The sequence below is a fragment of the Streptomyces sp. HUAS TT7 genome, assembly GCF_051550175.1.
In the GTDB taxonomy this organism is placed as follows: domain Bacteria; phylum Actinomycetota; class Actinomycetes; order Streptomycetales; family Streptomycetaceae; genus Streptomyces.
This window is the reverse complement of record NZ_CP196175.1, coordinates 5,083,830-5,108,793: the sequence shown is the minus strand read 5'-3', so window position 1 is coordinate 5,108,793 and position 24,964 is coordinate 5,083,830. Positions and strand designations below refer to the sequence as shown.

Genomic DNA, 24,964 nt, shown 5'->3' with positions numbered 1-24,964 from the left:
CCCCTTCCCAAACCCCCGGAGGGTCTAGGGAAGGGGCGGGGTGGGGCAATCAGCCCGTGTTGCGCAGGCCCGCTGCTACTCCGTTCACCGTGAGGAGAAGGGCACGGGACAGCAGCGGATCGGCAGGCTCGCCCCGCTCGGCGGCAGACCGCTGGCGGGCAAGCAGCGCCACCTGAAGGTACGAGATCGGGTCCAGATAGGCGTCCCGGATCGCGAACGTCTGCTGCAACACCGGGTTCGCGCCGAGCAGTTCCTCACCCCCGGTGATCCGCAGAACCTCCCGCACCGTCAGCTCGTGCTCCGCCTCGATCGCCGCGAACACGTGCTTCAGCTCGTCCGGCACGAGCGTGTCGACGTAGTGCCGGGCAATCCGCAGGTCCGTCTTCGCCAGTGTCATCTCCACGTTGGAGAGGAAGTTGCGGAAGAAGTGCCACTGCTCGCTCATCTCGTCGAGCACCGTGTCGAGCCCCGCCTCGCGCAGCGCCTTGAGGCCCGAGCCGACGCCGTACCAGCCGGGCACGATCTGCCGGGACTGGGTCCAGCCGAAGACCCACGGGATGGCCCGCAGGCCGTCGAGGCCCGCCCCGGAGTCGGGGCGGCGCGAGGGCCGCGAGCCGAGGTGCAGCTCGGCGAGCTGGTCGACGGGGGTGGAGGCGAAGAAGTAGGCGGGGAGGTCCGGGTCCTCGACGAGCTTGCGGTACGCCGAGTGCGCCGCGTCGGACACCGTGTCCATCGCCGCGTCCCAGCGGGCGAGCGCCTCGTCGGACTGGCGGGGCGCGGTGTGCAGGGCGGACGCCTGGAGCGTGGCCGCCACCGTGAGCTCCAGGTTTTCCCGGGCCAGGGACGGGATGAGGTACTTGTCGGAGATGACCTCGCCCTGCTCGGTCACCTTGATCTCGCCCTCCAGGGTGCCCCAGGGCTGGGCGAGGATGGCGTCGTGCGAGGGGCCGCCGCCGCGGCCGACGGTGCCGCCGCGGCCGTGGAAGAGGCGGAGCCGCACCCCGTACCGGTGCGCGACGTCGCGCAGCCGGCGCTGGGCACGGTGGATCTCCCACTGGGAGGTGGTGATGCCGCCGAACTTCGACGAGTCCGAGTAGCCGAGCATGACCTCCTGGACGTCGCCGCGCAGCGAGACGAGCCGCCGGTAGGACGGGTCGGCGAGCATCTCGTCGAGGATCACGTCGGCCGCGCGCAGCTCGTCCGTGGTCTCCAGGAGCGGCACGATGCCGATCTTGGCCCAGCCGCCGTGCAGGTCGAGCAGGCCCGCCTCACGGGCGAGGACGGCGGCGGCGAAGACGTCGTCGGCGCCCTGGCACATCGAGATGATGTACGACTCGATGACCTCGGGCCCGAACCGTTCGAAGGCTTCCTTGATCGTGCCGAAGACGCCGAGGGTCTTCTGTCCGGCGGCGTCCAGCGGGGCCGGGGTGGGCGCGAGCGGGCGGCGGGAGCGGAGTTCCTTGGCGAGGAGCTTCTGCCGGTAGTCCCGCGGCATGTCGGCGTAGCGCCAGGACTCCTCGCCGAGCCGGTCGAAGAGCTGGCCGAGCGCGTGGTGGTGGGCATCCGCGTGTTCGCGTACGTCCATGGTGGCGAGCTGGAGGCCGAACGCCGCGAGCGTGCGGATCGTACGGTCCATGCGGCCGTCGGCGAACAGGGCGCCGCGGTGGTCGCGCAGGGAGGCCTGGATGAGGGTGAGGTCGGCGATGAGCTCGGCGGTGCCGAGGTAGTCGCGGCCCGGCTGGTGCGGGGTGCCGTTGGCGAGCCGGTCCTTGGTGTGGACGAGCTTCTGGCGGATCGCGGTGGCCTTGAGCCGGTAGGGCTCCTCGGCGTTGAGCCGCTTGTAGCGGGGGCTGATCTCGGGGAGGGCTTCGAGGTCGGCCTGGAGGGAGGAGAGCAGCTCTTCGGTGGCTCCGGCGTAGCGGATGGAGTTGGAGAGCAGCCCGCGCAGGAAGTCGATCATTTCGAGCGCGTCGTTGATGCCGTGCTCGTGCTGGAGGATCAGCACGTCCCAGGTGACCTTGGGGGTCACGTTGGGGTTGCCGTCGCGGTCGCCGCCGATCCAGGTGCCGAAGGTGAGCGGGCGGGTGCCCGGGGGCAGCTCGACGCCGACGCGCTCCAGTTCGGCCGCGAGGTCCTCCAGTACGTCCCCGACGGCGCCGGCGTGGAGCTCGTCGAGGTAGTAGATGGCGTTGCGGGCCTCGTCGGCGGGTTCGGGCCGTACGACGCGGAGCTCGTCGGTCTGCCAGATCAGGTCGATGTTCTCAGCCAGGCGCAGGTCGTGGCGGCGCCGGTCGGAGTCGATGACCGGGGTTTCCAGGAGCTCGGCGATGCGGCGCAGCTTGTTGAGGACGGAGCGGCGGGCGGCCTCGGTGGGGTGGGCGGTGAAGACCGGCCGCACGTTGAGGTTCTTGACGCTCTCACGGACGTGCTCGGGGTCGCCGTCCTTGAGCATGTCGGCGGTGCGGGCGAGCAGGCTGCCCTCGGCGGCGCGGTGGGCGCGCAGCTCACGGCCGCGGTGGACCTGCTCGGTCACGTTCGCGAGGTGGAAATAGGTGGAGAACGCGCGCACCAGCTTGGCAGCGGTCTCGACTTCGGTGCCGCCGAGGAGTTCGGCGGCGGCCTCGCCGTCGCTCCGGGTCAGCGCGCGGACCCGCTCGACGAGCTCCAGGAGCTCGGGGCCCTCCTGTCGGACGAGGGTCTCGCCCAGGAGGTCACCCAGTCGGCGGATGTCGGCGCGCAGCTCGTGGCTGGCGGAGGGGGTCTGGTCGGCACTGCTCACAGGTGCGGCTCCTTGCAGTGTTTGAGCACGTCTGGAGGGGTTCTGGAGGCTTGCGGACCGCGCTGTCCGACGAGACCCAGGATAGGTGTCCCATTCCGCCCCGCCGTCACGGGCTCTTGTCCCCGGCCACGGCACTGCCATACTTACGTTGCCGTAGGTTACGCAACCGTAGCCAGGCAATCCCTCTCGAATTCCTCACCCTGCCGGGGGTACTCCCCATGACCACCAGTCCCGATCTGCTCAAGTCGCCGGACGAGCCTCCGCTGCCGTCCGCGACGCTGGGCGGCGAGAGCAAACGCTCCATCGAGCAGATCGCCCTGCTGCTCTTCATCACGGTGCCCTTCGTGGCGCTCCTCGCGGCGGTGCCGCTCGCCTGGGGCTGGGGGGTGAGCTGGCTCGATCTCGGCCTCCTCGTGTTCATGTACTACCTGGGCTGCCATGGCGTGACGATCGGTTTCCACCGCTATTTCACACACGGCTCTTTCAAGGCGAAGCGGCCGCTGCGGATCGCGCTCGCGGTCGCGGGCTCGATGGCGGTGGAAGGGCCGCTGGTGCGCTGGGTGGCCGACCATCGCCGGCACCACAAGTTCTCGGACGCGGAGGGCGACCCGCATTCGCCGTGGCGGTTCGGCGAGACGTTGCCGGCGCTGCTGAAGGGCCTGTGGTGGGCGCACATCGCCTGGATGTTCGACGAGGAGCAGACCTCGCAGGAGAAGTACGCCCCGGATCTGCTCGCCGACCCGGCGATCCGCCGCATCTCGCGCGACTTCGTGTACTGGACGGCGCTGTCGCTCGCGATTCCGCCGCTGGTGGGCGGTCTGGTGACGATGTCGTGGTGGGGCGCGTTCACGGCGTTCTTCTGGGGCTCCCTTGTGCGGGTCGCGCTGCTGCACCATGTGACGTGGTCGATCAACTCGATCTGTCATGCGGTGGGCAAGCGGCCCTTCAAGTCGCGTGACCGCAGCGGCAACGTGTGGTGGCTGGCGGTGCTCTCGTGCGGCGAGTCGTGGCACAACCTGCACCACGCGGACCCGACGTCGGCGCGGCACGGTGTGATGCGCGGGCAGATCGACTCCAGTGCCCGGATCATCCGCTGGTGCGAGCGGCTGGGGCTGGCCCATGACGTGCGCTGGCCGAGCGCGGCGCGCATCGACTCCAAGCGGAACGAGGACGGCGGCCGGTCCCGGCGCAGGGAAAAGGCCGCCGAGGCGGCATGATGGACGACGTGGCGACCGACTCCAGTACCACCCGTACCACCAGCACCTCTGGTTCCTCCCGCTCGGCCGGGGCCGCAGGGTCCGCAGACAAGCCCCGGCGCACCCGCCGAACCCGGATGACCGGCGCCGAGCGCCGGGAACAACTGCTGGACATCGGTCGCACACTCTTCGCGGAGAAGGGCTTCGAGGGCACCTCGGTCGAGGAGATCGCGGCGAAGGCCGGCGTCTCCAAGCCGGTGGTGTACGAGCACTTCGGCGGCAAGGAAGGCCTGTACGCGGTCGTAGTGGACCGGGAAATGCGCTCGCTGCTCGACGGCGTGACGGGCGCGCTGACCGCGGGGCACCCGCGGGAACTCCTGGAACAGGCCGCATTCGCCCTGCTCGACTACATCGAGACGTATACGGACGGATTCCGCATTCTGGTGCGCGACTCCCCCGTCGCACAGTCGACCGGAACATTCGCCTCGCTGATCTCCGACATCGCGACGCAGGTCGAGGACATTCTGGGCCTGGAGTTCAAGGCCCGCGGTTTCGACGCGAAACTGGCGCCGCTGTACGCGCAGGCACTGGTCGGCATGGTGGCGCTCACCGGGCAGTGGTGGCTGGACGTGCGCAAGCCCAAGAAGGCGGAAGTCGCGGCGCATCTGGTGAATCTGGCCTGGCACGGTTTGGACGGTCTTGAACCGAAACCGCGCCTGATAGGGCACCGCAAAAACTGATCCCACTCCCCCTCGGGCAACACACAAGGCAACAGCGGACGACATCGGCCACAATTTTCACTTCAACTGCACAAGAATCCGCTGTAGTCTTCACACACAATCCCGGGGGGGATTTTCGCCATTCCTCGCGTGCAATCACCCGTGGCTGCCTGCAGTGCCGCCACGGTGTGTGTGCCGCGCCCTTTCCGCGCGCCCATGCGACGACGAATACGCAGCGATTCCCATTCCCCCCCGGATCTACCCGCTTATTCCCATGGGGGGAATTTTGTCCTCTGTGCGCACCAAGCGCGCGAGCCGCCTCGCGGCCTGCACCGCCATCGTCCTGTCGGCGGGCATGCTGCTCGCCGGGCCGGCTTCGGCCGACACCAGCCCGGCGGGGCCGCATGTCGCGGCGAAGCCCGCGAAGAAGTTCACCCAGCCCTCACTTCAGATCCCGAAGCGCAAGTCGGCGTACGCCGCCACGTCGGCCGTCCCGTCGAAGCCCCGCTTCGACCTGGACAAGGACGGCAGGAGCGACCTTCTCGTACGCGAGCCGGACGAATCGCTCCGTCTGGAGGTCGGAGGGACCGTCCCGAACCCGACAGTCGCGAACAGCTACGGCTCCTTCAAGGACCTGATCGAGCCGGGCGACCTCGACGGCGACGGCAACCCGGAGCTGCTCGTCCTGTCCGCGACCGGCAAGCTCTCGCTGTACACCGGCCTGTCCGCCACGCACTACACGGACTCGGCCGGCAAGGACCAGCTCTCCGTCAACAGCGGCTCGCTGTCCTGGTCGAGCAACGGCTGGAACGCCTACAACAAGCTGTTCTCCCCCGGCGACGTCACCGGTGACGGCAAGGCCGACCTGATGGCGCGCACGCCTTCCGGCGACCTGTACCTGTACCCGGGCACCGGCTCGGTCACCGGCAGCCCGTACGGCGACCGGATCAAGGTCGGCAGCGGCTGGGGCACCTACGACCAGCTCGTCGGTGCCAGCGACATGAACGCCGACGGCAACGCCGACGTCGTGGCGCGCACGCCCGGCGGCGACCTGTTCTTCTACCCGGGTTCCGGCAACGCCGCAGCCCCGCTGAAGGACCGGGTCAAGATCGGCACCGGCTGGGGGATCTACAACCAGATCCTCGGCATGGACGACACCACGGGCTACGGCGACATCGTGGCACGCGACGCCGCGGGCACCTTGTGGTTCTACGCCCCCAACGGCACGGGCGGCCTCGGCGAGCGCTCGCGGATGGGAACCGGCTGGAGCTCCGCCGCCCTGGCCAACAGCGGCGGCAACCCCACCTTCGGCAAGGGTGATCTGATGGCCCTCGACGGCCAGGGCTCGCTCTACTACTACTGGGCCAAGGGCGACGGCACCCTCTCCGACCGCCAGCTGGTCGGCGACCCGGGCGACTGGGCAGGTGCGCCCGCCAACGCGCTGACGTACACGTCCTCGCTGTCCAGCAACGACCGCTGGGGCAACCTGATCGCGGTCTTCCCCGACGGCCACCTGCACGTCGGGCAGAACGACCTCGGCGCCGGCTGGGACGCGTTCAACGGGCTCGCCGGTATCGGCGACCTCACCGGTGAGGGCAACGGCGACCTGCTCGCGCGGGGCAACAACGGGCACATGTACCTCTACCCGGGCAACGGCCAGGCGACCGGGTTCTACAACCGGATCGATCTCGGCGCCGGCTGGAACGGGTTCAACAAGCTCATCGGTGCCGGTGACATCAACGGTGACGGCATCGCGGACCTGCTGGCCCGTGACGGCAACGGCCACCTGTTCATGTACCCGGGCAAGTCGACCCCCGGCTTCGGCAACCGCATCGACCTCGGCGGCGGCTGGAACGGCTACAACAAGCTGGCCACCCCGGGCGACATGACCGGTGACGGCCGCGCCGACGTGATCGGCGTCGACGGTTCGGGTACGGCTTGGCGCTACGACGCCAACGGCACGGGCTCCTTCAAGGAGCGCGTGAGCCTGGGCGGCGGCTGGAACACGTACAACGGCATCTACTAGGCCCACGCGCGAGTGCCCCGCCCCTTCGGTCAACGAAAGGGGCGGGGCACTCGGCGTTCATCCGGAAGCAGGGACCGGCTCCAGGAATTCCAGGCGGTTGCCCACCGGGTCCTCGGAGTAGAAGCGCTGGTGGCCCGGCAGGTTGCCGTCCCAGACGACCTTCGCGCCGTGCTCCTCCAGGCGGCGTGCGTACGCCTGGATCGAGGTGACGCGCAGCCCCGGGTGGGCCTTCTTCGCGGGGCGGAAGTCTTCCTCGATGCCGAGGTGGAGCTGGACGGGCCCGTACCGGAACCAGCAGCCGCCGCGGGCCGCGAGGACCGGGGGCTTGGGGATTTCGGTCATGCCGAGTATGTCTGCGTAGTACGTCCTCAACTGCGGCTCGCTGCCCGGCGGGGCGGCGAGCTGCACATGGTCGACGGCGGCGAGCATGGGCGAAGTTCCCCTATTTCTTTCTGGCCACGGCGAAAATGCGGCGGAACGGGAAGACCGTGCCGTGCGGGCCCGGCGGGTAGGCCTCGCGGAGCCGGTCGCGGTATTCGGCGAGCAGGGCGTCAATGGCTTCCTGGTCCCCGTCGAGGGCGGTGAGCACGGGGCGCAGGGCGGTGCCCTTCACCCAGTCGAGGACGGGGTCGGGGCCGGTGAGCAGCTGGCAGTAGACGGTTTCCCAGACATCGGCCTCGCAGCCGAGGTCGGCGAGGCGGGTGAGGTAGTCGGCGGGTTCGAGGATATGGACGTAGCGGCGGCCGTGTTCGTCGAGACGGCGGCGCCAGCGCGGGGACTCGCAGAGTTCGGCGAGGATCGCGTGGCTGGGCGAGGTGAAATTGCCGGGCACCTGGAAGGCGAAGGTGCCGCCGGGGCTCAGGCCGTCGATCCAGGCGGGGAACGACTCGGGGTGGTTGGGAACCCACTGCAGGGCCGCGTTGGAGACGATCAGGTCGTACGGTTCGTCCGGCACCCAGTGCGCGGCGTCGGCGACCTGGAAGTCGAGCCAGCCGCCGCCGGAGGTGGTGCCGGCGTGGTCCTTGTCGGCCTGGGCGAGCATCTGCGGCGACAGGTCGAAGCCGGTGATGCGGGCGTCGGGCCAGCGGTCGGCGAGGCGGGCGGTGACATTGCCGGGGCCGCAGCCGAGGTCGGCGATCCGAGGCGAGAGGCCGCCGATCGCGGGAAGTTCCGGAATGCGGCTGAGCAGGTCGAGGAACGGGCGGGTGCGATGCCCGGCGTGACGCAGATACTGCTGCGGATCCCAGACCGGTGGCTCGGTCTGTGTGGTGGTCGTCGATGAATCGGAATGCATGTTCGAGCCCCCTTGCAGGTACGGCTGGCCGAAGCGGAACAGGGTCCCGGCCCCTCCATGCCCAATGGTGGCTCGATATATATCTTGACGTCAAGAGACTTCACGTCGACAGACCCTCTACACTGATCGCCATGGAGGACGAGGTCGACCGACTGGTCGCAGCATGGCGCCGAGAGCGCCCGGACCTCGACGTGGAACCACTCGAGGTGCTCAGCAGGGTCAGCAGGCTGGCCCGCCATCTCGACCGGGCCCGCAGGCTCGCGTTCGCCGAGCACAGCCTGGAGCCCTGGGAGTTCGACGTGCTGACGTCGCTGCGGCGCGCGGGCGCCCCCTACCAGCTCTCCCCCGGGCAGCTTCTGACGCAGACCCTTGTCACCTCGGGCACGATGACCAACCGGATCGACCGGCTCGCCAAGAAGGGCCTGGTCGAGCGACTGCCCGACCCCAGCGACCGGCGCGGGGTCCTGGTGCGGCTCACGCCCGAGGGGCGCGACCGGGCCGACCAGGCGCTCGCCGGACTCCTTGAGCAGGAGCGGGCCATCCTCGGCGAGCTCAGCCGCGGCCAGCGGGGCGAACTGGCGGCCCTGCTACGCCAGTTGACCGCCCCGTTCGACAACATCCCCGGCTAGGTCGACCGGGCCGACGCCCGCCCGGCGGGCCAGCGCGACGGCCGCGAGCGTGGAGTGCACACCGAGTTTGCCGAGCACGTTCTGCATGTGGGTGCGCACCGTGTGCGGGGACAGGAACAGGCGCTCGGCGACCGCCTTGCGACCGAGCCCGGCCACCATGCAGCGCAGCACCTCGCGCTCGCGCGGGGTGAGCGACTCGACGAGCCGCTCGGACTCGGTGCGGTGCTTGCGGGCGGCGGTCAGCTCGCGCAGTACGCCCGTGAGCAGCGCGGGCGGCAGATGCGTCTCGTCGCGCAGGACGCCCCGGATCACGGCGAGCAGCCGTTGCAGGGAGCAGTCCTTGGCGACCCAGCCGCAGGCGCCGGCCTGCAGGGCGAGGGCGGCCCGGCGCGGGTCGTCCTTCTCGGCAAGCACGACGGTGCGCACCGCGGGCTGGCCCGAACGCACGCCCGCGACCAGCGAGATGCCGTCCACCAGGCCTTCGGCGCCGCTGTCGGGCACCGCGCGGGCCACCGGGACCGTCGCCGATGTGCCCAAGTCCGCGTCGACGAGCATCACATCGAATCTGCGCCCTTCGGCGGCGCCCCGCTCCAGGCAGCGCAGCGCCGCGGGGCCACTGCCTGCGGCGGCGACGTCCACGTCGGGCTCCGCCGCCAGGGCCGCGGCGAGCGACTCGGCGAAGATGCGATGGTCGTCCACCACCAGAACTCGGATACGTACCAAGTGACACCCCCAGGGTCGGGGGACGGACCGGTACGGGTACGGCGCCCGGAGCCGGGTTCACCGCAGTCGCACGGCCGCCGCCGTGCACTGAGTACTACCCCACCCCGGGCGACGTACCCGACTGTCTCGCCCCCTGATCAACACCGGCCCCCACCGGTGTTGTGCATCAGCGTAGGGCCGTGAGCTGTGAGCGGAAGGCACTTTGCAGAACTGATTGAACCCGTGCGGCTACTTGGCGTGCGCGAATGTTTAGGGTGAGTTCCATGTTTCGTATCGAGACAGAAGTGGACAAGGACCGGCAGGTTCAGCTGCATCGGCGGCTGCGGGACACGAATACCGAGCGGTCCCCGGTGCTGCGCGCACTGCGGGGGACGCCGTCGGAGAAGGAAGAGCCGCTCCACGTCTGGGGGTTGAACGAGGAGGGGCTGCTCGCGGGGGGCCTGGTGGGGCGTACGTGGGCGGGGTGGCTGCACGTGGACCTCCTGTGGATCGACGCGGGGCTGCGCTCGGGGGGCCTGGGATCTCAACTCCTCACCGCCGCCGAGGAGTTGGCGCGCGGCGAGCGGGGTTGCGGGTTCGCCCGGGTGGAGACATGGGACTTCCAGGCACCGGGGTTCTACCGCAAGCGGGGGTACGAGGTCGTGTGCGCCATCCCCGACTATCCTCCGGGGGTCACGGAATACACCCTGACCAAGCGGCTGGGCCGCGCCGCGGACGGGGGCGCGAGCGGGGGCGTGCTCCGGAGCGCGCACTGACCCGACACGCCTGGGGCGCAGCCCCAACGCGGCGTGCCGGCCGGAGCGGGAAAGGGCAGAGTGGGGGAAAGCCCCCTCAGCCCACCCGTCGCGCCCCCTGCGACGGCACCGCCTCGAACACTCTCGGGCGGGTCAGGCCGGCTCCCTCGAAGGCCGTCACCAGGGCCTTCGTCACGGGGCCCATCCCCGCCTCCTCCACCAGCACGATCGCCGAGCCCCCGAACCCCCCGCCCGTCATACGCGCACCCAGCGCCCCCGAGGACACCGCCGTCGACACCACCAGGTCCAGCTCCGCGCAGGACACCCGCAGATCGTCCCGCAGGGAGGCGTGGCCCGCGGTCAGGACCGGGCCGACGCCCCGGACGTCCCCCGCCGACAGCAGCGCCGCCACCCGCTCCACCCGCTCGTTGTCGCTCACCACATGCCGTACGTAGTCCCGTACGGTCGGGGACGACAACTGGCCGAGCGCGGAATCGAGTTGTGCGAACGGGATCTCGCGCAGGGTCCGTACGCCCAGATCCCGCGCGCCCTGCTCGCAGCCGGCGCGCCGTTCGGCGTAAGCGCCGTCCCCCAGCGCGTGCTTCACGCGGGTGTCCACGACCAGGAGCCGCAGACCGTGCGCCGGCAGATCGAAAGGGATCTGACGCCTGCTCAGGTTCTGGGCGTCCAGGTGCAGTACGTGGCCCTCCGTGCAGCACGCCGACGCCGTCTGGTCCATGATCCCGCAGGGGACGCCTACGAAATCATTCTCCGCCCGTTGTGCGATCGACGCCAACTCCTCCATCGACAGCGGGAGTTGGAACGCATCGCGCAGCGCCAGGCCCGTCACCACCTCCAGCGCCGCCGACGACGACAGGCCCGCGCCCGTCGGCACCGTCGACGTCAGGTGGATGTCGACGCCGGTCACCTCGTGCCCCGCCTGCCGCAGCGCCCACACCACGCCCGCCGGGTACGCCGCCCAGCCCGCGCCGGACAGCGGCTCCAGCTCGTCGGCCCGGAGCTCCACGACCGGGCCCTCGATGTCCGCCGAGTGGATCCGCAGGACCCCGTCGGCGCGCCGGGACATCGCCGCCACCGCCGTGTGCGGCAGGGCGAGCGGCATGACGAAGCCCTCGTTGAAGTCGGTGTACTCGCCGATCAGGTTGACCCGGCCCGGTGCCGCCCACACCCCGTCGGGCTCGTACCCGTACAACTCCCGGAAGGCGGCGGCCACTTCACTCACCCGCGTGCTCCGCCCGCCGTGCGAACGCCCAGGCGTCCGCCACGATTCCGGCGAGGTCGGCGCGCGAAGGCTGCCAGCCCAGGCGCTCGTGGGCACGCGCCGCGGAGGCCACCAGGACCGCCGGGTCGCCGCCGCGCCGGCCCGCGACGACCTCCGGGACCGGGTGCCCGGTCACCTTGCGTACGGTCTCCACGACCTCGCGGACCGAGAACCCGTTGCCGTTGCCCAGGTTGCAGACCAGGTGCTCGCCGGCCGTCGCCGCGTCGAGCGCGAGCAGGTGCGCCTCCGCCAGGTCCGCGACGTGGATGTAGTCCCGTACGCACGTGCCGTCCGGGGTCGGGTAGTCGTCGCCGTAGACCGAGATGAACTCCCGTTTCCCCAGCGCCACTTGGAGCACCAGCGGGATCAGGTGCGATTCCGGGTCATGGCGTTCACCGCAGCTCCCGTACGCGCCCGCCACGTTGAAGTAGCGCAGCGACACCGCGGCCAGGCCGTGGGCCGCGCACTCGCCCGCGATCATGTGGTCGACCGCCAGCTTGGAGGCGCCGTACGGGCTGGTCGGGGCCGTCGGGTCGGTCTCGGTGATCGGGGTCGAGACCGGTTCGCCGTAGGTCGCGGCCGTGGAGGAGAAGACCAGTGTGCGGACGTCCGCGTCCCGCATCGCCGCGAGCAGCGCCATCGTGCCGCCCACGTTGTTCGACCAGTACTTCTCGGGGTTCACCACCGACTCGCCCACCTGCGAGAACGCCGCGAAGTGGAGGACGGCGCCGAAGGAGGAGTCCAGCCATTCGGCCGCGTCCTGGACGCGGGCCTCGATGAACTCGGCACCCGCCGGGACCGCCTCGCGAAAGCCCGTGGAGAGGTCGTCCAGGACGGTCACCTCGTGGCCGGCCTCGACCAGGTGGGCCGCCACCACGCTGCCCACGTACCCCGCTCCGCCCGTCACCAGGTACTTGCTCACTTGCTGGCCACCTCTCGCAGTCGCTCGGCCGCGGCCTCCGGCGGCACGTCGTTGATGAACACGCTCATGCCGGACTCGGAACCCGCGAGGTACTTCAGCTTGCCGGAAGTGCGTCGGATGGTGAAAAGCTCAAGATGGAGCCCGAACTCCGCGCGGTCGACGGCGCCCTCGCCCCGGAACGGCGCCTGGTGCCAGGCGGCGATGTAGGGGGTGGGCGGCTCGTCGGGGCCGAAGATCCGGTCGAAGCGCCTCAAGAGTTCCAGATAGACCTGTGGGAACTCTGTGCGCGCGCCGTCATCGAGGGCCCGCAGGTCCGGGACGCGCCGCTTGGGGTGCAGATGGACCTCGTACGGCCAGTGCGCCGCATACGGCACGAACGCCACCCAGTGTTCGCCCTCGACAACCACCCGGTCGCCGTCGGCGAGCTCCCGCTCGACCACGTCGTCGAAGAGGTTGCGGCCGCCGGTGCGCTCACGGTGCTCGGCGAGCGAGCGGAGCATCAGGGCGGTGCGCGGGGTGGTGAAGGGGTAGCCGTAGATCTGGCCGTGCGGGTGGCCGAGGGTGACACCTATTTCGGCGCCCCGGTTCTCGAAGCAGAACACCTGCTGGATTTGCGGGAGTTCGGCGAGTTCGGCGGTGCGGTCGGTCCAGGCCTCCAGGACGAGCGCGGCCTGTTCCTCGGTGAGGTCGGCGAAGGACGCGTCGTGGTCGGAGGTGAAGCAGACGACCTCGCAGCGGCCGGAGCCGCCGGCGAGCGAGGGGAAGCGGTTCTCGAAGACGACGACGTCGTAGTCGTCGGCCGGGATCTCGCTGAGGCGCCCGTCGCGCGACGGGCACAGGGGGCATTCGTCGGCCGGCGGGTGATAGGTGCGGGCCTGGCGGTGGGAGGCGACGGCGACGGCGTCGCCGAGCAGCGGGTCGCGGCGGATCTCGGACGCGGTCGAGACCGGGTCGAGGGGGCGGCTGTCCGTCTCGTCCCGTACGAGGTCGTCCCGCGAGTCGTAGTAGAGCAGCTCACGACCGTCGGCGAGCCGGGTCGACGTCTTCTTCACCTGCAACCAACCTCCACCATCCAACAGAACCGCACACAACAAACCACAAGCCAACAGGCTCCGTCAATGGGCGTGCAAGCGGTTGCTATCGATGATCAAGTACGGCGGCGAAGTGCGGCGGCAGACCGGGCCGGGATCCCTGCTCGATCACAATCAAACAAACAATCTCATCAAAACTGTTCAGTTTCTGAACATGGAGGCGTAGGTTCCCGTCCGGATCAGTAAGCGCGACGAAGCGAGTACGCATGCACTACCTGGCCGCGGGGCTTCGGCTCCCCACCAACGGGCTCGACTACACGATTCTGGCGATCTACTTCATCGTCGTTCTGGGCATCGGCTTCGCCGCCCGCGCCAGCGTGAAGACCAGCCTCGACTTCTTCCTGTCGGGCCGGTCGCTGCCGGCCTGGGTGACCGGGCTCGCCTTCGTCGCCGCCAACCTCGGCGCCACCGAGATCCTGGGCATGTCCGCGACGGGCGCCCAGTACGGCGTCGCGGTCGTGCACTGGTACTGGATCGGCGCGATCCCGGCGATGGTCTTCCTGGGTCTCGTGATGATGCCCTTCTACTATTCGTCGAAAGTCCGCTCCGTACCGGAATTCCTGCTCCAGCGCTTCGACAGGTCGGCGCACCTGCTGGCCTCGGTGCTGTTCGCGTTCGCCGCGGTGCTGATCGCGGGGGTCAACCTGTACGCCCTGTCGATCGTCGTGGAGGCGCTGCTCGGCTGGCCGCAGTGGGTGGCGATCGTCGTCGCGGGGCTGTTCGTGCTCGCGTACATCACCATCGGCGGGCTGTCCTCGGCGATCTACAACGAGGTGCTCCAGTTCTTCGTGATCCTGGCCGCGCTCATACCGCTGACGGTCCTGGGTCTGAAGCGGGTCGGCGGCTGGGACGGCCTGACGAGCTCGCTCAAGACCAGCCACGGTGACAACTTCCTGTCCGCGTGGGGCGGCACCGGCATCGGCCAGGCCAACCCGCTGGGCGCGAACTGGCTGACCATCGTGCTCGGGCTCGGCTTCGTGCTGTCCTTCGGGTACTGGACGACCAACTTCGCCGAGGTGCAGCGGGCGCTGTCCGCGAAGAACCTGAGCGCGGCCCGGCGCACCCCGCTGATCGCCGCGTTCCCGAAGATGTTCATCGTGTTCCTGGTGATGATCCCGGGCCTGGTCGCGGCCGTGCTCGTACCCAAGATCGGCACGGCGGGCTCGGACCTGACGTACAACGACGCGATCCCCATGCTCATGCAGGAGCTGCTGCCCAACGGCGTGCTCGGCATCGCGGTGACGGGTCTGCTCGCGGCGTTCATGGCGGGCATGGCGGCGAACGTGTCGTCCTTCAACACCGTGTTCACGTACGACATCTGGGCCAAGTACGTGAAGAAGGACCAGCCGGATGGCTACTACCTGAAGTTCGGGCGCCTGATCACCGCGATCGGGGTGCTCGCCTCCATCGGTACGGCGTTCATCGCCTCGTCCTTCTCCAACATCATGGGCTACCTCCAGACGCTGTTCTCCTTCTTCAACGTGCCGATGTTCGTGGTGTTCGTGATCGGGATGTTCTGGAAGCGGGCGTCGGTGAAGTCGGGGGTGTGGGGGCTCTTGGCGGGCACCACGGCCGCGATGGTCAACTACTTCTGGATCTACAAGCAGGGTGTCGTGTCCATCCCGACCGACCAGGGCGCGAACTTCGTCTCGGCGATCGTGGGCTTCGTGGCGGGCGCGGTGGTGATGGTGCTGGTCACCCTGTTCACAGCACCGAAGCCGGCCTCCGAGCTCGCGGGCCTCGTCTACGGGACGAAGTCCCCCGGCGCCGAGGAGCCGCCCGCCGAGGGCGACGCCGCGTGGTACCGCCGGCCGGCTCTTCTCGGCTGGGGCGCGATTGCGCTGGCCGCGCTCTGCTACGTCCCCTACTCGTTCTGACCGGAGGTCGCCTTAAATGTCTGAACTGCAGCGTGAAGTATCCGAGTTGGAGCGGAAGTCGGCGTCGGCGGCCCGGTTGTTCGACATCCGCCGGATCATCGGGGGGCTGTTCACCCTGTACGGGGTGATTGTGGGCGGGGCGGGGGTTTTCGCGTCCTCCGCGGACCTGAAGAAGGCGCAGGGGATCAACATCAACCTCTGGACGGGCCTGGGCATGCTCGCCCTGGGGGTGTTCTTCCTGGTGTGGCTGAAACTGCGGCCTACGGCTTCGCCTACGCCGTCGTCATCCGGGGAGTAGGGGGTTCTGCGGGGTGCGGGTCGGTTGGGTGCGGCCCGTACGTGGCTGATCGCGCAGTTCCCCGCGCCCCTGGCGGGGTGGAAGCAGGCCACCCCTGACGGCTCGGCGCTCCCGCAGGTATTCCTTCGGCTGCGGACCGTGGCGGGCTGGTCGCGCAGTTCCCCGCGCCCCTGGCAGGGTCGGTGCTGGCCAGTCCCGGCATCTCAGCCCGTCCGGCGTTTGAGGACGAGCGCCCTTCAGGCGCGAACGGGGTCTGGGGCGGAGCCCCAGGAGCACTTTCCCCCCGGCGGGTTTCGGGAAGGGGTGGGGTGGGGGACTCCCGGGGTCTGGGGCGGAGCCCCAGCGCACCCCACCGAGCCGCATGATCGCTACGGCGCCTCCAGCGGGGGCTGGGCCGCCCGGTCCAGCAAGCCCGTGCGCGCGGCCAGTGCCGCCGCCTCCAGGCGGGAGCCGACGCCCAGTTTCATCAGGACTCGCTGGACGTGGGTCCGGGCGGTCGAGGGAGCTATCCCCATGCCCGCCGCGATCAGGCGGGTGTCCTCGCCGTCCGCCACCCTGACCAGGACCTCCACCTCGCGCGGGGTCAGCAGTTGCAACAGCCTTTGGCCCTCGTCGTCGGGCTGGGCCGCCGGGTTGAGGAGTTCGGCGAACGCACCCTGCAACAGTTGCGGAGCCACCGCCGCCTCACCCGCCCTCGCCTTCACCATCGCCCGCTCAACGCCCTCTATGCGCTCGTCGTGGCGCACGTACCCCGACGCCCCCGCCGCGAAGGCCGCCGCGATTCCGCGCGGGCTCGGCACCGGGCCGAGCACCACCACGGCCACCTGCGGCCGCTCCCGCTTGATCCGTACGATCGGGTCGAACACCCCCGGTTCGGCGGGCGAGGCCGTGCCGAGCAGGCACACCTCGGGTGCCCGGCTCACCACCAGTTCGGCGGCCCCGGCGACCGGAGCCGCCGCGGCGAGCACCCGGTGGCCCCGCAGTTTCAGCGCCGAGGCGAGTGCCTCGGCGAGCAGCCGGTGGTCGTCGACCACCATGAGCCGCACGCCCATCGAGCTACCCCCCATCCCCTGGGCTCTCCCCAGCTCTACGAGCTGAGGGCAGCCCACTCGGACCCCCCGGTCCCCGGCCCCTCTTGCCCCGGCAAGCTACACGCTTGTTCGACGCCGCGCGCCCCTTACCGGTAAGAAGCCCCCAGAATGCCGAATTCTCCGGCATTCAGGCCCGGTTGAGGAAGAAGGAGGGGCAGGAGATGGGGCAAAGTCAGCCCGTCCCGAACGTCCCGCGCCCCCCTCGACCTGCGAGGAAACAGGTGGCCGAAAAGGCGGTGCGGGAAAAGGCGAAAGGCCCCGGCCGCGGAGTACGAACTCCGCGGCCGGGGCCTTCCCCGGTTCCGCGCCTCAGCTCGTGCCGGTCGCCATGAACAGGAACTTCTTGTCGGCGTCGCTCGCCGAGTACGGCTTGCTCAGGAGCACCGCGCCCAGGTACAGGCGGCCGTTGCCGTAGAGCATCTCGGAGTACTTCGGCGAGAACGACGTGATCGCGTCGCGGACCGCGCGGTCGGCCGGGTTCTCCAGCAGCAGCGTCGACTTGAGGCTGCCGCCGTCGACGCTGACGACCTGCGTGCCCTTGTCGTACGGGGCGTCCTTGTACGCGATGACGTTGTTGCCGTCCATGCGCATCGGGTACAGCGTGTAGCCGTCGCCCGCGTCCACCTTGCCGGGCACGGGCTGGCCGGTGGTGAGGTCGAAGGCGACGATCTCGTTGGTGCGGCCGAGCGAGCCGGAGGACCCGGCGGCGGCGTTCTCGTGCTGCTCGGTCGGAACGTACAGCCTGCCGTTTCCGGCCGCGACCATCTTGCACTTCTCGACGGAGGTGCCGTCGCAGCTGGCCGCGTACTTGTCGCCGGGGGCCGGGATGCGGGCGAGCAGCTTGCCGGTCTTGGCGTCGACGGAGAAGAAGTCCGAGATGCCGCTGCCGTCGCCCGCGCTGTCGCCGACGTCGGCGGCGAGCACCAGCGGGGTGGTGGAGACGATGTGGGCGTACTGGATGCCGGGCAGCATCTTGTACGTCGACGTCGGCTGGCCCGACTTGGGGTCGAGGGTCTGGATGTTGATGGTGGGCTTGTCGTAGTTGCCGCACTTGCGGACCGCCACGAGTGCGTCACCGCCGCCGTAGCCGACGTCCTTGCACTGGTCGGCGGTGGTGGTCGGCTTCCAGAGTTCCTTGCCGGTGTTCAGGTCCCAGGCGGCGCCGCCGTCGAGGCCGCCCGCGGCGACGGTGCCCGCGCCCAGGGTGACCTCGTCGAAGCGGGTCTTGCGGTCGCCGCTGGCACCCTTGACGTCGGCCTGCCACAGGAGCTTGCCGGTGTTGAGGTCGAGGCCGGCGACCTCGGTGCAGGAGGCGTACTTGGCGCCGTTCTCCTGGGTCTCGAAGGCGAACGCGGTCTTGCCGTCGGCCGAGACGTGCGTGGTCGACTGGCAGACGTTGCCGGTCAGCGGGAGCTTCCAGAGCTGGGTGCCCTTGGCCGGGTCGTAGCCGACGATCTCCTTGACGCCGGACTTGACGTACACCTTGTCGGTGAGCCATGAGCCGTGCACCGCTGTGAGGTCGGTGACCTTGGGCTGGGGGGTCTGGAAGAGCACCTTGGCGCCGGTGTTGGCGGGGGCCTTCTCCTTGCCACCGCCGCCCGTCGCGCTGCCGCCGTCGCCCTTGGCGCCGCCGGTGTCGCCCTGCTTGGCGTCGGTCTTGCCGTCGTCCTTGCCGACGTACCAGATGCCGCCGCCGACGATCAGGGCCACCGCGACGACCGCCGCGATGATGATCACCATCTGGGTGTTGAGCTTCTTGCCGCCGCTGCCCTGGCCGCCGGGGACGGGCGCGCCCGGCGTTCCGTACTGGGGCTGCATCGGCTGGGTGGCGGGCTGCGGCGTCGGGTAGCCGTAACCGGGCTGGCCGGGCTGCTGCGGCTGGCCAGGGTATCCGTAGCCCGGCTGCTGCGGAGGCGGGGTCTGCGGGTAGCCGTACGCCGGGGGCGCCGCGGGCGGCGGGGTGCCGGGCGTCTGGGGGTAGCCGTAGCCGGGCGGGGCCGCGGGCGGCGGGGTGCTCGGCGGGCCGGCGGGCGGCGGCGGGGTGGGCGCGCCGAACCCGGGCGCGGCCGGCTCCTGGGGCGCGCCGAACCCGGGGGCCGGGGGCTGCTGCGGGGCGCCGAATCCCTTGGGCGCGCCCTCGGGCTGCGAGGGCTGCTGCGGGGGCTGGGGTGGCTGGGGTGGCTGACTCATGCCGGGGGGACCTCTGACTGGAAGGCGGGGACGGGGAGTTGGAGCGTCACTTGCCGAAGGACAGGAGCGAGTTGTCCCTCTGGTCGCCCTTGGGGCTCTTCACCCGCCCGTTCAGCATGAAGAACCGCCCGCCCGCCCATGCCATGCGCGGGCCGAAGAAGTTCCGCTCTGTACTGGCGGCCGCCGACGGGCTCTGCAGGGTGATCGTCGGGGTGCCGCCGGTCGGGGGCAGGGTCGCGATCGCGGCCCCCTGGTCGTCGATGCCGGGTTCGATGTAGAGCACGACGTTGCCGCCCTCGACGGCCAGCGGCTGCATCATGCGGCCCTTGGGCGCGGCCGCGTGCCACTTCTCCTTGCCGGTGCCGAGGTCGATGGCGACCACGTCGTTGCTGCGGCCGACCCCGAGTTCGCCGGCGTCCTTGCCCTCGGTGGAGATGTAGAGGGTGTTGGCGTCGGCGGCCGTGCCCGAGCAGTCCTGGAGCTGGCGGTCGACGATGCCGAATCCGCTGCAGTTCGCGGTCAGTTGGGACTTGGAGTCGACCTGCGAGCGGACCTTGCCGTCAGGGGTGAAGGTGGAGATGTTCCACGTCTTCTTGTCCTTGTTGGTGGCGTAGACGACCAGCGGGTCCATCGAGTAGACGCGCCGGATCGACCAGCCCTTGTCGTACTGGTAGTTCCACTTGGACGCGCCGGTGGCCGGGTCCAGCTCCTGGAGGAGCTCCGACTGCGGGGCGTCCATGCTGGTGTTGTTCGGGTCGGTGCAGGTGCCCACGGAGATCAGCTTGGGGCCACCCGCGAACGCGTCGGAGCGGCAGTTACCGGTCTTCGGAGTGCCGTACAGCTTCTTGCCGTCGGCGATGGAGAAGCCGCTCGCGCCGCCCATGCGGGCAAGCACCACGGTGTTGCCGCTGATCGCCATGTCGCCGCCGACCATGATGTCGAAGAGGCCCTCCGACGGCACCGGAGCCTTCCAGCCCGCCTTGCCGGCCGCCAGGTCGACCATCTGGAGCTGATTGCACTTGGCGTCCTTGGTGTTGTTCTCCTGGACGCCGAAGACGATCTTTCCGTCCGCGGTGGTGTCGTGCGGGGCGCTGCAGATGGGGGTGTCCAGGGACACCTTCCACTTCTCCTTGCCGTCCGCCACGGCGTAGCCGACGACCTCCTTGTACATGGCCTTGACGACGACGTCGCCCAGCCGCCAGGGGCCGTGCTGCTCGGCGCCGTTCTGGGTCAGCGGGGTCTCGTTCTCGTGCAGCCAGACCCGCGCCTCGCCGTCCTTGATCCCGGCGTTGATGTCGTTGGAGTCGCTGCCGCCGTTGCCCTTGCCGTCACCCTTGTCGACGGAGGGCGAGCCGGAGGGCAGTGCGCCGTGGCTCTTGTCGGCGACGGGCTTCTTGTCGTCGTCACCGCTGCCGCTGAACATGAAGTACGCGCCGCCGCCGATGACCAGCAGGCCCGCGACCGCCGCGGCCACGATCGCCCCGGGCTTGCCCTTGAACGGGTTCTTGCCACCGCCCTGCGGCGGCACCGGGGCGCCCGGGTACTGCGGCTGACCGGGGTAGCCGTAGCCGCCCTGCTGGGCAGTAAAGGGCGCGGCGCCAGCCGCTCCAGTGGAGCCGGTGCTTGCACCGGAATACGGGTTGGGGCCCGTCGAGGGCTGGCCCGGGTAGCCGTAACCGGGCTGCTGCCCAGGGGTTTGCGGATAGCCGTAACCCGGCTGCCCCGGCTGCTGCGGGGCCGCCTGCGGGTAGCCGTAGCCGGGCGCTCCGGCCGGCGGAGCAGGCGGCATCTGCGGCGGCTGCGCGGGGGGAGTGGGTGGCGCGGCCGGCATCTGCGGCGGCTGGGGCGGCGGCCCCTGAGGCTGGGCAGGCGGTCCCTGAGGCTTGTCCTGCGGTGCTCCGAAGCCCCCCTGCGGTGGCTGCGAACTGGGCGGCTGAGTCACAGCGAGATACCCCCGAATTTGCGTCTTTGCGTCTTTACGTCAGTCGAACGGAGCTACTTTCTATCACTCTGAGCGGTACACGCCACGGGCCGGTCACCCCTGTTCCCAAGGGAGAACCGGCCCGTAATGCCGCCGTTACTGACTCTGTACGCGGTCTCTACGCGAGCGCCGCAAGACGTTCGTACGCGTCTGCCTCAGGCCTCTTCGGCCAGTTCGAGCCAGCGCATCTCCAACTCGTCGCGCTCGGCGATCAGTTCGCGCAGCTCGGCATCCAGTTTCGCCACCTTCCCGAAGTCTGTGGCGTTATCGGCGATTTGCGCATGCAGATGGGTCTCGCGGTCGGAGATCTTGTTGAGCTGCCGCTCGACCTTCTGGAGTTCCTTCTTCGCGGCACGGGCGTCCTGGGCCGACACCCCGCTCGCGGGCTTGGCGGCGGGGGCCGCGACCGGGGCCGGCGCGGACTCGATCATCCGCTGCCTGCGCTCCAGGTACTCGTCGATGCCGCGCGGCAGCATCCGCAGCGTGGCGTCGCCGAGCAGCGCCCACACGTGGTCGGTGGTGCGCTCGATGAAGAACCGGTCGTGGGAGATGACGACCATGGAGCCGGGCCAGCCGTCGAGGAGGTCCTCCAGCTGGGTCAGCGTCTCGATGTCGAGGTCGTTGGTGGGCTCGTCGAGGAAGAGCACGTTGGGCTCGTCCATGAGGAGCCGGAGCAGCTGGAGCCGCCGCCGCTCACCACCGGAGAGGTCGCCGACGGGCGTCCACTGCTTCTCCTTGGAGAATCCGAACTGCTCGCAGAGCTGGCCGGCGGTCATCTCGCGGCCCTTGCCGAGGTCGACGCGGTCGCGGATCTGCTGGACGGCCTCCAACACCCGCAGGGCGGGCGGGAGTTCGGCGACGTCCTGGGAGAGGTAGGCGAGCTTCACGGTCTTGCCGACGACGACCTTGCCCGCGGCGGGCTGCGCCTCGCCCGCGGTGCGCCAGGCCTCGGCGAGGGCGCGGAGCAGCGAGGTCTTGCCCGCGCCGTTCACGCCGACCAGGCCGATGCGGTCGCCGGGGCCGAGCTGCCAGGTGAGGTGCTTGAGCAGCAGCTTCTCGCCCGCCTGGACGGTCACGTCCTCCAGGTCGAAGACGGTCTTGCCGAGCCGGGCGTTGGCGAACTTCATCAGCTCGCTGGTGTCGCGCGGCGGCGGCACGTCGGCGATGAGCTCGTTGGCGGCCTCGATGCGGTAGCGCGGCTTGGAGGTACGGGCCGGGGCGCCGCGGCGCAGCCAGGCGAGCTCCTTGCGCATGAGGTTCTGCCGCTTGGCCTCTTCGGTGGCGGCGATGCGCTCGCGCTCGGCGCGGGCGAAGACGTAGTCGGAGTACCCGCCCTCGTACTCGAAGACGGATCCGCGCTGGACGTCCCACATGCGGGTGCAGACCTGGTCGAGGAACCAGCGGTCGTGGGTGACGCAGACGAGCGCGGACCGCCGGGCCTGAAGGTGCCGGGCGAGCCACGAGATGCCCTCGACATCCAGATGGTTGGTCGGCTCGTCGAGCACGATCAGGTCCGGCTCACCGATGAGCAGCTTGGCGAGCGCGATGCGGCGCCGCTCGCCGCCGGACAGCGGCGCGATGACGGTGTCGAGGCCCTGCGCGAAGCCGGGCAGGTCGAGCCCGCCGAACAGGCCCGTCAGCACGTCGCGGATCTTGGCGTTGCCGGCCCACTCGTGGTCGGCGAGGTCGCCGATGACCTCGTGGCGGATGGTGGCCTGGGGGTCGAGCGAGTCGTGCTGGGTGAGCACGCCGAGGCGCAGCCCGCCCACGTGCGTGACGCGCCCGGTGTCCGGCTCCTCCAGCTGGGCGAGCATCCGGATGAGGGTGGTCTTGCCGTCGCCGTTGCGCCCGACGACACCGATCCGGTCCCCTTCGGAGACGCCGAGAGAGACGCCGTCGAGCAGGGCACGGGTCCCGTACACCTTGCTGACTGCCTCGACATTGACCAGGTTGACGGCCATTTCACTCCTGAGCAGGGGGATGGATCGTCGTCCAGGGTAGTCGCCGCGGGGGGTCGGGCAGCGATCGGTGGCGATCAAAGGCTCGTACGGGAGGTAATACGATGGTCAAATCCTCGATTTACGAGGTTTACGACGGTTACGACCTTTACGACGGTTAAAAGGGGCGGGGGCTCACGATGCGGAATGCGGGGCGGAGCGCGGTCGCGGCGGCGCTGGCGGTGGCGGTGGCGGTGGCGGTACTGACGGGCTGCGGGGAGGAGAAGGAGTCGGCGGCGGCGCAGAGCCCGTCCGCCTCGGCGAAGCCGTCCCCTTCCCAGAGCGGGGGCCCGACGGCGAAGGCGACGCCGTCTCAGAGCGGGGGCTCGACGGCGAAGGACGGCACGGTGGGGACGCCGGGTTCGGCCTGCACCCTGCCCGCGTCCTTCGACCTGGCGCCCCAGTGGAAGCCGAAGCCGGTCCACGTCGAGGCGGACTCGCCCGTGGCCGGGCTCGCCAAGCAGGGCCCGTTCACGATGGCCTGCGAGATCGACGCGAAGCCCGCGGGAAACATCGGCTTCCTGCGCGCCTGGACCGAGAACGCCACGTCCGGCACGCCCCGCGCCGCCCTTGAGGCGTACGTGGGCGCCGACAAGACGGCGAGCAAGGCGACGTACAAGGAGATCAAGGCGGGCACGCTTCCCGCCGCCGAGGTCACCTACGAGACGTACAGCAAGCTGCTGGACAGGTCGAAGCGCGAGACCGCCCTGGCGGTCGTCACCCCGAAGGGCACGCTCGTCCTGCACCTGGGCGGCTGGGACAGCGAGGAACACGAGCAGATGCTCCCGGCGTACGAGCGGGCGAAGACCAGCATGAAGGCGACGCCATAGGGCCCCGATCCGTACGCTGAGCGAGCGTACGGACACGGAGGGTGGACGGTACGGTCGCGAGCGGTCACCCTGGGCGAGTTGAGCGGGGAGATCAACTCACCGGAAGGTGGCGGCACATGACCGACGACTGGGAGTACGGCGCGGGCGAGCCCGTCTCGTCCGACAGCCTGAAGACGTTCGGGGCGTTCGTGCAAGGCCTGCGCGAACACGCCGGGCTCACTCGCGAAGAGCTCGCAGCGCTGGTCCGCTTCTCCAAGCACACCGTGGAATCAATCGAGTTGGGCCGCCGCATGCCGGACCGCGACTTCGTGGAACGGGCGGAGCCTGCCCTGGGCGGGACGGGTGCGCTGAAGAAGGCGTACCGCCATCTGACCCGGCATCCGGGGTTGGCGGCGTGGTTCCGAGAGTGGGCCCGACGGGAGCGGACGGCGGTGTGAGCCTGTGTACGTACGAATGCCGGGTGGTGCCAGGGCTGTTGCAGTCGGAGGCGTATGCGCGCACGCTGTTCGAGAACTCCGTACCCCCGCTTACGGATGAGCAAGTGGAGGAGCAGATCACCGCGCGGCTGGAGCGCCAACAACTGCTGCGGGAGCGACCGAACGTGCCGTTCAGCTTCATCGTTTCGGAGGCGGTGTTCCGGGAGCGGCTGGGCGGCGTGGAGGTAACACGGGACATGCTGGATCACGTGCTGGAGAGCACGAAACCCCGCAACGTAACGCTCCAAATCATGCCGTTGGGTTGCGAGTTCCACGCGTGTCTCGACGGGCCGCTGCAGTTGTTGGAAGGGCCGGACGGACGGCGATACGCCTACTCGGAGGGTCAGAAGAACGGACGCCTGATCAGCGACCTGAAAGAGGTGGCTCCCCTCCACCGGCGGTATGAAACACTGCGCTCGCAGGCCCTCAGCCCAGCTGAATCACGGGACCTGTTGGAGCGAATCCGAGGAGCCCTATGAGCACCGAACTCGCCTGGTTCAAGTCCAGTTACAGCGGCACCGAAGGCGACAGCTGCGTAGAAGTCGCCCTCGACTGGCACAAGTCGAGCTATAGCGGTACGCAGGGCGACAACTGCGTAGAGGTCGCGGTCTGCCCGGCCACCGTCCACGTACGCGACTCCAAAGACAAGCAGGGTCCGCAGTTCGCCGTCTCGGCGCGGGCGTGGACCGCGTTCGTCGCCGGGCACCGGGGCTGACGACCGGCCTGGGTCGAACAGGACACGGCCGTGTCACCCTACGTAGTGACGTGATCGGAAAGCGGCGGCCACCGTGGACGGGCGGGCCGAAGGATCCCGTCCATGGAAGAAACC

Annotated in this window: 20 protein-coding genes and 1 pseudogene; 10 read left to right on the top strand and 11 right to left on the bottom strand. The window is 69.9% G+C overall.

Annotated features, from left to right (window positions below):
- Nucleotides 1-49: 49 nt before the first annotated feature.
- On the bottom strand, nt 50-2,779 hold the full coding sequence (gene ppc / locus ACSHXC_RS23150; protein ID WP_438293436.1) for a phosphoenolpyruvate carboxylase: 2,730 nt from the start codon (nt 2,777-2,779) through the stop codon (nt 50-52).
- Between the two features lie 218 nt (nt 2,780-2,997).
- Here ppc and ACSHXC_RS23145 point away from each other — a divergent pair, with 218 nt between their 5' ends.
- The 3 genes from ACSHXC_RS23145 (at nt 2,998) to ACSHXC_RS23135 (ending at nt 6,720) form a co-directional block, all read left to right on the top strand.
- The gene (locus ACSHXC_RS23145) at nt 2,998-3,996 is read left to right on the top strand and encodes an acyl-CoA desaturase (protein WP_438293435.1); all 999 of its coding nucleotides are present in this window, start codon (nt 2,998-3,000) and stop codon (nt 3,994-3,996) included.
- Complete coding sequence (locus ACSHXC_RS23140; protein WP_438293434.1) at nt 3,993-4,715, top strand: TetR family transcriptional regulator; 723 nt, start codon at nt 3,993-3,995, stop codon at nt 4,713-4,715. Before ACSHXC_RS23145 ends, ACSHXC_RS23140 begins: the two co-directional genes overlap by 4 nt.
- Nucleotides 4,716-4,989: 274 nt before the next feature.
- Nucleotides 4,990-6,720: an FG-GAP repeat domain-containing protein gene (locus ACSHXC_RS23135; RefSeq protein WP_438293433.1), complete on the top strand. Its 1,731-nt coding sequence runs from the start codon at nt 4,990-4,992 to the stop codon at nt 6,718-6,720.
- Between the two features lie 57 nt (nt 6,721-6,777).
- Here ACSHXC_RS23135 and ACSHXC_RS23130 read toward each other — a convergent pair whose 3' ends face one another.
- Together ACSHXC_RS23130 and ACSHXC_RS23125 are read right to left on the bottom strand one after the other, a co-directional pair.
- A complete protein-coding gene (locus ACSHXC_RS23130) occupies nt 6,778-7,149 on the bottom strand; it encodes a VOC family protein (RefSeq protein WP_438293432.1) in 372 nt (123 codons plus the stop codon).
- A 13-nt stretch (nt 7,150-7,162) separates the two neighbouring features.
- Nucleotides 7,163-8,014, bottom strand: a complete 852-nt coding sequence (locus tag ACSHXC_RS23125; protein ID WP_438293431.1) for a trans-aconitate 2-methyltransferase — start codon at nt 8,012-8,014, stop codon at nt 7,163-7,165.
- A gap of 131 nt (nt 8,015-8,145) precedes the next feature.
- Here ACSHXC_RS23125 and tamR point away from each other — a divergent pair, with 131 nt between their 5' ends.
- Nucleotides 8,146-8,643 (top strand): MarR family transcriptional regulator TamR, encoded by a 498-nt coding sequence (gene tamR / locus ACSHXC_RS23120; RefSeq protein WP_189961533.1) that lies wholly within the window; start codon nt 8,146-8,148, stop codon nt 8,641-8,643.
- On the opposite strand, the gene ACSHXC_RS23115 is transcribed toward tamR, so the two are convergent.
- Nucleotides 8,602-9,366, bottom strand: coding sequence for a LuxR C-terminal-related transcriptional regulator (locus ACSHXC_RS23115; RefSeq protein ID WP_386111760.1), 765 nt, complete (start codon nt 9,364-9,366; stop codon nt 8,602-8,604). The genes tamR and ACSHXC_RS23115 overlap by 42 nt on opposite strands.
- Nucleotides 9,367-9,629: 263 nt before the next feature.
- On the opposite strand from ACSHXC_RS23115, the gene ACSHXC_RS23110 reads away from it, so the two are divergent.
- Nucleotides 9,630-10,121 carry a GNAT family N-acetyltransferase gene (locus tag ACSHXC_RS23110; protein WP_438293430.1) on the top strand — a complete coding sequence of 164 codons (492 nt, stop codon included), beginning with the start codon at nt 9,630-9,632 and terminating at the stop codon, nt 10,119-10,121.
- Nucleotides 10,122-10,197: 76 nt separating this feature from the next.
- Here the strand turns inward: ACSHXC_RS23110 and galK are convergent, their stop codons facing one another.
- The 3 genes from galK to galT are packed head-to-tail and all read right to left on the bottom strand — an operon-like array spanning nt 10,198 to nt 13,356.
- Nucleotides 10,198-11,343, bottom strand: coding sequence for a galactokinase (gene galK, locus ACSHXC_RS23105; RefSeq protein ID WP_438293429.1), 1,146 nt, complete (start codon nt 11,341-11,343; stop codon nt 10,198-10,200).
- Entirely contained in the window at nt 11,336-12,304 is a 969-nt protein-coding gene (gene galE / locus ACSHXC_RS23100; protein WP_438293428.1) for a UDP-glucose 4-epimerase GalE, read from the bottom strand. The genes galK and galE overlap by 8 nt, the downstream gene beginning before the upstream one ends.
- Nucleotides 12,301-13,356 (bottom strand): galactose-1-phosphate uridylyltransferase, encoded by a 1,056-nt coding sequence (gene galT, locus ACSHXC_RS23095; protein ID WP_438293427.1) that lies wholly within the window; start codon nt 13,354-13,356, stop codon nt 12,301-12,303. The genes galE and galT overlap by 4 nt, the downstream gene beginning before the upstream one ends.
- Nucleotides 13,357-13,601: 245 nt before the next feature.
- Here galT and ACSHXC_RS23090 point away from each other — a divergent pair, with 245 nt between their 5' ends.
- Nucleotides 13,602-15,272 (top strand): sodium:solute symporter family protein, encoded by a 1,671-nt coding sequence (locus tag ACSHXC_RS23090; protein WP_438293425.1) that lies wholly within the window; start codon nt 13,602-13,604, stop codon nt 15,270-15,272.
- 16 nt (nt 15,273-15,288) lie between these two features.
- On the top strand, nt 15,289-15,570 hold the full coding sequence (locus ACSHXC_RS23085) for a hypothetical protein (RefSeq protein WP_438293424.1): 282 nt from the start codon (nt 15,289-15,291) through the stop codon (nt 15,568-15,570).
- Between the two features lie 368 nt (nt 15,571-15,938).
- On the opposite strand, the gene ACSHXC_RS23080 is transcribed toward ACSHXC_RS23085, so the two are convergent.
- The 4 genes from ACSHXC_RS23080 to ACSHXC_RS23065 form a co-directional block, all read right to left on the bottom strand.
- Complete coding sequence (locus ACSHXC_RS23080; RefSeq protein ID WP_438296765.1) at nt 15,939-16,622, bottom strand: helix-turn-helix transcriptional regulator; 684 nt, start codon at nt 16,620-16,622, stop codon at nt 15,939-15,941.
- Nucleotides 16,623-16,970: 348 nt separating this feature from the next.
- On the bottom strand, nt 16,971-18,851 hold the full coding sequence (locus ACSHXC_RS23075) for an outer membrane protein assembly factor BamB family protein (protein ID WP_438293422.1): 1,881 nt from the start codon (nt 18,849-18,851) through the stop codon (nt 16,971-16,973).
- 46 nt (nt 18,852-18,897) lie between these two features.
- Nucleotides 18,898-20,640 carry an outer membrane protein assembly factor BamB family protein gene (locus ACSHXC_RS23070; protein WP_438293421.1) on the bottom strand — a complete coding sequence of 581 codons (1,743 nt, stop codon included), beginning with the start codon at nt 20,638-20,640 and terminating at the stop codon, nt 18,898-18,900.
- 347 nt (nt 20,641-20,987) lie between these two features.
- On the bottom strand, nt 20,988-22,793 hold the full coding sequence (locus tag ACSHXC_RS23065; RefSeq protein WP_438293420.1) for an ABC-F family ATP-binding cassette domain-containing protein: 1,806 nt from the start codon (nt 22,791-22,793) through the stop codon (nt 20,988-20,990).
- Nucleotides 22,794-22,969: 176 nt separating this feature from the next.
- Here ACSHXC_RS23065 and ACSHXC_RS23060 point away from each other — a divergent pair, with 176 nt between their 5' ends.
- From ACSHXC_RS23060 to ACSHXC_RS23050, 3 genes and pseudogenes are all read left to right on the top strand, one after another.
- Nucleotides 22,970-23,659: a lipoprotein gene (locus ACSHXC_RS23060; RefSeq protein ID WP_438293419.1), complete on the top strand. Its 690-nt coding sequence runs from the start codon at nt 22,970-22,972 to the stop codon at nt 23,657-23,659.
- Nucleotides 23,660-23,775: 116 nt separating this feature from the next.
- Nucleotides 23,776-24,614, top strand: a pseudogene (locus tag ACSHXC_RS23055) (helix-turn-helix domain-containing protein).
- A complete protein-coding gene (locus tag ACSHXC_RS23050; protein ID WP_438293417.1) occupies nt 24,611-24,850 on the top strand; it encodes a DUF397 domain-containing protein in 240 nt (79 codons plus the stop codon). Before ACSHXC_RS23055 ends, ACSHXC_RS23050 begins: the two are co-directional and overlap by 4 nt.
- Nucleotides 24,851-24,964: the final 114 nt, after the last annotated feature.

Coding starts and splice junctions, on each gene's coding strand:
- ACSHXC_RS23050 (WP_438293417.1), top strand. CDS start 24,611: ATGAGCACCGAACTCGCCTGGTTCAAGTCCAGTTACAGCGGCACCGAA.
- tamR (WP_189961533.1), top strand. CDS start 8,146: ATGGAGGACGAGGTCGACCGACTGGTCGCAGCATGGCGCCGAGAGCGC.
- ACSHXC_RS23125 (WP_438293431.1), bottom strand. CDS start 8,014: ATGCATTCCGATTCATCGACGACCACCACACAGACCGAGCCACCGGTC.
- ACSHXC_RS23080 (WP_438296765.1), bottom strand. CDS start 16,622: ATGGGCGTGCGGCTCATGGTGGTCGACGACCACCGGCTGCTCGCCGAG.
- ACSHXC_RS23060 (WP_438293419.1), top strand. CDS start 22,970: ATGCGGAATGCGGGGCGGAGCGCGGTCGCGGCGGCGCTGGCGGTGGCG.
- ACSHXC_RS23070 (WP_438293421.1), bottom strand. CDS start 20,640: ATGCCGCCTGCTCCGCCGGCCGGAGCGCCCGGCTACGGCTACCCGCAG.
- ACSHXC_RS23085 (WP_438293424.1), top strand. CDS start 15,289: ATGTCTGAACTGCAGCGTGAAGTATCCGAGTTGGAGCGGAAGTCGGCG.
- ACSHXC_RS23145 (WP_438293435.1), top strand. CDS start 2,998: ATGACCACCAGTCCCGATCTGCTCAAGTCGCCGGACGAGCCTCCGCTG.
- ACSHXC_RS23090 (WP_438293425.1), top strand. CDS start 13,602: ATGCACTACCTGGCCGCGGGGCTTCGGCTCCCCACCAACGGGCTCGAC.
- ACSHXC_RS23110 (WP_438293430.1), top strand. CDS start 9,630: ATGTTTCGTATCGAGACAGAAGTGGACAAGGACCGGCAGGTTCAGCTG.
- ACSHXC_RS23130 (WP_438293432.1), bottom strand. CDS start 7,149: ATGCTCGCCGCCGTCGACCATGTGCAGCTCGCCGCCCCGCCGGGCAGC.
- ACSHXC_RS23075 (WP_438293422.1), bottom strand. CDS start 18,851: ATGAGTCAGCCACCCCAGCCACCCCAGCCCCCGCAGCAGCCCTCGCAG.
- ACSHXC_RS23140 (WP_438293434.1), top strand. CDS start 3,993: ATGATGGACGACGTGGCGACCGACTCCAGTACCACCCGTACCACCAGC.
- ACSHXC_RS23065 (WP_438293420.1), bottom strand. CDS start 22,793: ATGGCCGTCAACCTGGTCAATGTCGAGGCAGTCAGCAAGGTGTACGGG.